Source organism: Acidobacteriota bacterium (genome assembly GCA_035471785.1).
GTDB lineage: Bacteria > Acidobacteriota > UBA6911 > RPQK01 > DATIPO01 > JANQFM01.
In genome coordinates, this window is record DATIPQ010000094.1 from 1 (window position 1) to 4,348 (window position 4,348).

At 63.4% G+C, this 4,348-nt stretch carries 9 protein-coding genes; all 9 read right to left on the reverse strand.

Annotated elements, in window-relative coordinates; translation table 11 throughout:
- Nucleotides 1-11: 11 nt before the first annotated feature.
- The gene (gene rpsC / locus VLU25_13080) at nt 12-686 is read right to left on the reverse strand and encodes a 30S ribosomal protein S3 (protein HSR68864.1); all 675 of its coding nucleotides are present in this window, start codon (nt 684-686) and stop codon (nt 12-14) included.
- A 2-nt stretch (nt 687-688) separates the two neighbouring features.
- Nucleotides 689-1,045 (reverse strand): 50S ribosomal protein L22, encoded by a 357-nt coding sequence (gene rplV, locus VLU25_13085; protein ID HSR68865.1) that lies wholly within the window; start codon nt 1,043-1,045, stop codon nt 689-691.
- Between the two features lie 21 nt (nt 1,046-1,066).
- Entirely contained in the window at nt 1,067-1,351 is a 285-nt protein-coding gene (rpsS, locus tag VLU25_13090; protein HSR68866.1) for a 30S ribosomal protein S19, read from the reverse strand.
- A 24-nt stretch (nt 1,352-1,375) separates the two neighbouring features.
- Nucleotides 1,376-2,203 carry a 50S ribosomal protein L2 gene (gene rplB, locus VLU25_13095; protein ID HSR68867.1) on the reverse strand — a complete coding sequence of 276 codons (828 nt, stop codon included), beginning with the start codon at nt 2,201-2,203 and terminating at the stop codon, nt 1,376-1,378.
- A 10-nt stretch (nt 2,204-2,213) separates the two neighbouring features.
- A complete protein-coding gene (locus VLU25_13100; protein ID HSR68868.1) occupies nt 2,214-2,510 on the reverse strand; it encodes a 50S ribosomal protein L23 in 297 nt (98 codons plus the stop codon).
- Nucleotides 2,507-3,181, reverse strand: a complete 675-nt coding sequence (rplD, locus tag VLU25_13105) for a 50S ribosomal protein L4 (protein HSR68869.1) — start codon at nt 3,179-3,181, stop codon at nt 2,507-2,509. The genes VLU25_13100 and rplD overlap by 4 nt, the downstream gene beginning before the upstream one ends.
- 11 nt (nt 3,182-3,192) lie before the next feature.
- Nucleotides 3,193-3,828, reverse strand: a complete 636-nt coding sequence (gene rplC / locus VLU25_13110; GenBank protein ID HSR68870.1) for a 50S ribosomal protein L3 — start codon at nt 3,826-3,828, stop codon at nt 3,193-3,195.
- 3 nt (nt 3,829-3,831) lie between these two features.
- Nucleotides 3,832-4,158 carry a 30S ribosomal protein S10 gene (gene rpsJ / locus VLU25_13115; GenBank protein HSR68871.1) on the reverse strand — a complete coding sequence of 109 codons (327 nt, stop codon included), beginning with the start codon at nt 4,156-4,158 and terminating at the stop codon, nt 3,832-3,834.
- Between the two features lie 9 nt (nt 4,159-4,167).
- The coding region (tuf, locus tag VLU25_13120) for an elongation factor Tu (protein ID HSR68872.1) at nt 4,168-4,348 on the reverse strand (181 nt) is incomplete at its 5' end.

Below are 4,348 nucleotides of genomic sequence, written 5' to 3' on the forward strand. Positions count from 1 at the left end.
CCGCTTGCTTTCTAGTTGCCGCCTCCGCGCTGAGGACGCCGGCGTTCCAGCGTCTGCTCGGGTTCATAAATATCGCCTTTGTAGATCCACACCTTGACGCCGATCACCCCGTAGGTGGTGAAGGCCTGGGCGAATCCGTAATCGACGTCGGCCCGCAGGGTGTGCAGGGGCAACTGGCCCTGCAGGTACCACTCGGCGCGGGCGATCTCAGCCCCATTGAGGCGTCCGCCGCAGCGCACCTTGATGCCTTTGCCGCCGAAGCGCATGGTGGTATCGACGGCCCGCCTCATGGCCCGCCGGAAGGCGATGCGCTTGACCAACTGCTGAGCGATCGACTCGGCCACCAACTGGGAGTCCAGCTCGGGCTTCTGCACCTCCTGGATGCTGATGAAGACCTCGCGTCCGGTCTCTTTCTGCAAGTCGGCGCGAAGCTTGTCGATCTCGGTCCCCTTGCGCCCGATGATGATGCCGGGCCGCGAGGTGAAGATGTAGATGGTGAGCTTGTTGGAAGCCCTCTCGATCTCGATGCGCGAGACTCCCGCGTGCATGAAGCGTTCTTTCAACTGCTTCTTGATGCGCAGGTCCTCGTGCAGCAACCGTCCGTAGTCCTTGGTCGCGAACCAGCGCGACTTCCAGGTGCGGTTGTATCCGAGACGAAATCCGTAGGGATGAACCTTTTGACCCAAAACTACTCCTCCTCGCTTTTGCCGTTGGAAACGCAGATCGTAATGTGCGACTGCCGGCGCATTTGGCGATGGGCCCGCCCCATGGGAGCCGGGCGCAGCCGGCGGCGCCACTTGGTGGGCCCGATGTCGACCGAGGCTTCTTTCACGAAGAGCTCTTCTTCATCGACATGGGCCGACTGGCTGGTGGCGTTGGCCACCGCCGAATTGAGAACCTTGGCGATCGGGACTGCGGCCCGTTTCTTGGAGAAACGCAGGTAAGCGAGCGCTTCGGGAACGCTCTTGCCGCGGATGACGTCGATCACCAGCCGCGCCTTCTGGGGCGCGCCCTTGATGTACTTGCCGGTCGCTCTGGCTTCCATAGCTCGTTATCCTCTTCGGCCCTATCTGACGCGGGCGCCCTTCTCAGACCTGGTGGCGTGCCCCTTGTAGGTGCGGGTGGGCGCGAACTCGCCCAGCTTGTGGCCCACCATGTTTTCCGTGATGTAGATGGGGATGAACTTTTTGCCGTTGTGGACGGCGATGGTGTGCCCCACCATGTCGGGGAAAATGGTCGACCGGCGCGACCAGGTCTTGATCACGCTCTTGTCGTTGGTCTCGTTGTAATGCTGGACCTTCTTCATCAAGTGCTCGTCGATGAAGGGCCCTTTCTTGACGCTTCTGGGCATCGTTTCTCCTAGTGACGGCTTCTTCTACTTCTTCTTGCGCCGGCGCACGATGAACTTGTCGGTGCGCTTGTTGCGGCGCGTCTTCTTGCCCTTGGTCTGCCAGCCCCAGGGCGAGCAGGGGTGGCGTCCGCCCGAGGTGCGGCCCTCGCCGCCGCCCATGGGGTGATCGACGGGATTCATGGCCACTCCGCGGACCTTGGGACGGCGCCCTTTCCAGCGCTTGGCCCCGGCCTTGCCCAAGGAGACGTTTTCATGGTTCAGGTTGCCCACCTGGCCCAGCGTGGCCCGGCAGTGGATGTGGATGCGCCGCACCTCGCCGGAGGGCAGCCTCACCTGGGCGTAGGATCCTTCCTTGGCCACCAACTGAGCGGCCGCCCCGGCGCTGCGCACCAACTGCCCTCCCCGTCCTTGGGAGAGCTCGATGTTGTGGATGGTGGCGCCCAGCGGAATGTTGAGCAGGGGCAGGTTGTTGCCCGGCACGATGTCGGCCGAGGGCCCCGATTCCACCTTGTCGCCGGCCTGCAGCCCGTTGGGAGCCAGGATGTAGCGCTTTTCGCCGTCGGCGTAATGGAGCAGGGCGATGCGGGCGCTGCGGTTGGGATCGTACTCGATGGAGGCCACGGTGGCCGGGATCCCGTCCTTCTGCCGCTTGAAATCGATGCTGCGGTACTTGCGCTTGTGTCCCCCGCCGCGCCGGCGCACGGCGATCTGGCCCTTTCCGTCGCGTCCGCTGATGCGCTTTTTACCCTTGGTGAGCGCCTTGAGCGGCTTCTCGGCCGTGAGCTCCTCGCGGCGCTGAGTGGTGCGGTGACGCGTTCCGGGCGAGGTCGGATTGTACTTGCGAATTGCCATGAGTTACGTCCTACGCGGTTTCAAAAAATTCAATGGTCTTCTGTCCGGGCTTGAGCGTCACATAGGCCTTCTTCCAGGCCGGACGGCGGCCTGAGAAGCGCCCTTGACGGCGGATCTTGCCCCGGAAGTTGGCGGTGCGGACCTTCTCGACCTCGACGTCGAAAGCGGTTTCCACAGCCACCTTGATCTGGTGCTTGTTGGCGTCCCGGCGCACCTGGAAGGCCAGCATGCGTTCGCCTACCTTTTCCCTCAGCAGGGTGCTCTTTTCGGTGATGTGGGGGTAGCGCAGAATGTCGTAGACGCTCATTGAGATTCCCCTTCCTCTGCCGTCTCAGCCGCGGCCTCGGTGCGCTTGCCCAGCAGCAAGTCCTGCAAGGCCAGCAGCGAGCGCTTGCTGATGAGCAGCGTTTCGTGATCGAGCAGGTCGTAGACGTTGACGCCCAGCGTGGTGACCATCTTGACTTGGGGCAGGTTGCGGCTGCCCAGGTAGAGATTGCGGTTGTCGCGCTCATCCACCACCAGCACCTTGTTGCCCAGATCCAGGGCCTTGAGCGCTTGCAGGAAGTCCTTGGTGCGGGGGGAATCGAGGGCCAAGTCGTCGATGACGACCAGGCGTCCCGACTCCAGCTTGTCGCTGAGCACGCGCTTGACGGCGCCCCGGCGCTTCTTCTTGGGAAAGGCCTGGGCGTAGCTGCGCGGCGTGGGTCCGTGGACGGTTCCGCCGCTGCGCCAAAGGGGCGTACGGATGGAGCCCACGCGGGCCCGTCCGGTGCCTTTCTGACGCCACAGCTTGCGGCCGCTGCCGCGCACCCGTCCGCGCGTCTTGGTGGAGTGGGTGCCCTTGCGCTGGGCGGCCATGTAGGCCTGCACCGCCTCCCAAACCAGCGTGTCGCTGGCCTGGTATTGGAAGACGGCCGGATCCAGATCGAGCTTCTCCACCACCTTGTTCTTCAGATTCTTGACCTCGACTTGAGCCATTGTCCTCAGTCCTATTTAGAGCGGTTGACGAACAGGTATCCGCCCTTGCTGCCCGGGACGGCGCCCTTGACCAGCAGCAGGTTGTTTTCGGAATCGACTTTAATCACGCGCAGGCGCCGGATCTTGCGGTTGCGCGCCCCCATGTGGCCCGGCCCCTTCATGCCGGGATAGACCCGGGAGGGATGGGCGCTGGCTCCGATGGAACCTGGAGCGCGGTGGAACATGGAACCGTGGGTGGCCCGTCCGCCGTGGAAGCCGTGACGCTTGATCACGCCCTGAAAGCCGCGTCCGATGGTGCGTCCCGCCACGTCCACGAACTCGTTGGCGTCGAAGACGTCGTCGGCCACGATGGTGTCGCCCACCTTGACCGGCTCCGATCCCCTCACCTCGCGGAATTCCTTGAGGATGCGGGTGGGGGGAACTCCGGCCCGCTTGAAGTGGCCTTCTTCGGGCAGGTTGGAGTCGGGCGCCTTGCGGCCCGCTTCCACCAGTCCCAACTGGGCGGCTTCGTAGCCTTCCTTGTCCTTGGTCTTCTTCTGCACGACCACGCAGGGCCCCACCTGAATCACCGTCACCGGCAGGGCCCGGCCCTGGTCGTCGAAGACCTGGGTCATACCCAGTTTTTTGCCAATCATTCCGTTGACCATGGTTTATTCCTTCTCCGTCCCGAATGCCTTGATCTCAACGTCGATGGCCGCCGGCAGATCCAGCTTCATCAGGTCGTCCACCGTCTGCGGGGTGGGCTCCAGAATGTCCACCAGCCGCTTGTGGGTGCGGATCTCGAACTGCTCGCGCGACTTCTTGTCGACGTGAGGCGAGCGCAGCACGGTGTAGCGGCTGATCTTGGTGGGAAGCGGGATGGGTCCCGAGACCTGGGCGCCGGTGCGTTTGGCGATGTTGACGATCTCGCTGGTGGAAGAGTCCAGGACCCGGTGATCGTAAGCCTTGAGCCGTATGCGGATTTTCTCGTTGAGCATCTCTCTAACCTAGTCGATGATTTCAGTAATGGTTCCCGCGCCTACCGTTCGTCCGCCCTCGCGGATGGCAAAGCGCAGGCCCTTCTCCATGGCGATGGGCGTAATCAGCTCGGCCGAGATCGACACGTTGTCGCCCGGCATCACCATCTCCGTCCCCTCCGGCAACGTCACGTTGCCCGTCACGTCCGTG

What these genes read in the sequence shown, in the direction of transcription:
- rplB (HSR68867.1), bottom strand. Translation starts at nt 2,203, where the DNA reads ATGGCAATTCGCAAGTACAATCCGACCTCGCCCGGAACGCGTCACCGC.
- VLU25_13100 (HSR68868.1), bottom strand. Translation starts at nt 2,510, where the DNA reads ATGAGCGTCTACGACATTCTGCGCTACCCCCACATCACCGAAAAGAGC.
- rplV (HSR68865.1), bottom strand. Translation starts at nt 1,045, where the DNA reads ATGGAAGCCAGAGCGACCGGCAAGTACATCAAGGGCGCGCCCCAGAAG.
- rplD (HSR68869.1), bottom strand. Translation starts at nt 3,181, where the DNA reads ATGGCTCAAGTCGAGGTCAAGAATCTGAAGAACAAGGTGGTGGAGAAG.
- rpsJ (HSR68871.1), bottom strand. Translation starts at nt 4,158, where the DNA reads ATGCTCAACGAGAAAATCCGCATACGGCTCAAGGCTTACGATCACCGG.
- rplC (HSR68870.1), bottom strand. Translation starts at nt 3,828, where the DNA reads ATGGTCAACGGAATGATTGGCAAAAAACTGGGTATGACCCAGGTCTTC.
- rpsS (HSR68866.1), bottom strand. Translation starts at nt 1,351, where the DNA reads ATGCCCAGAAGCGTCAAGAAAGGGCCCTTCATCGACGAGCACTTGATG.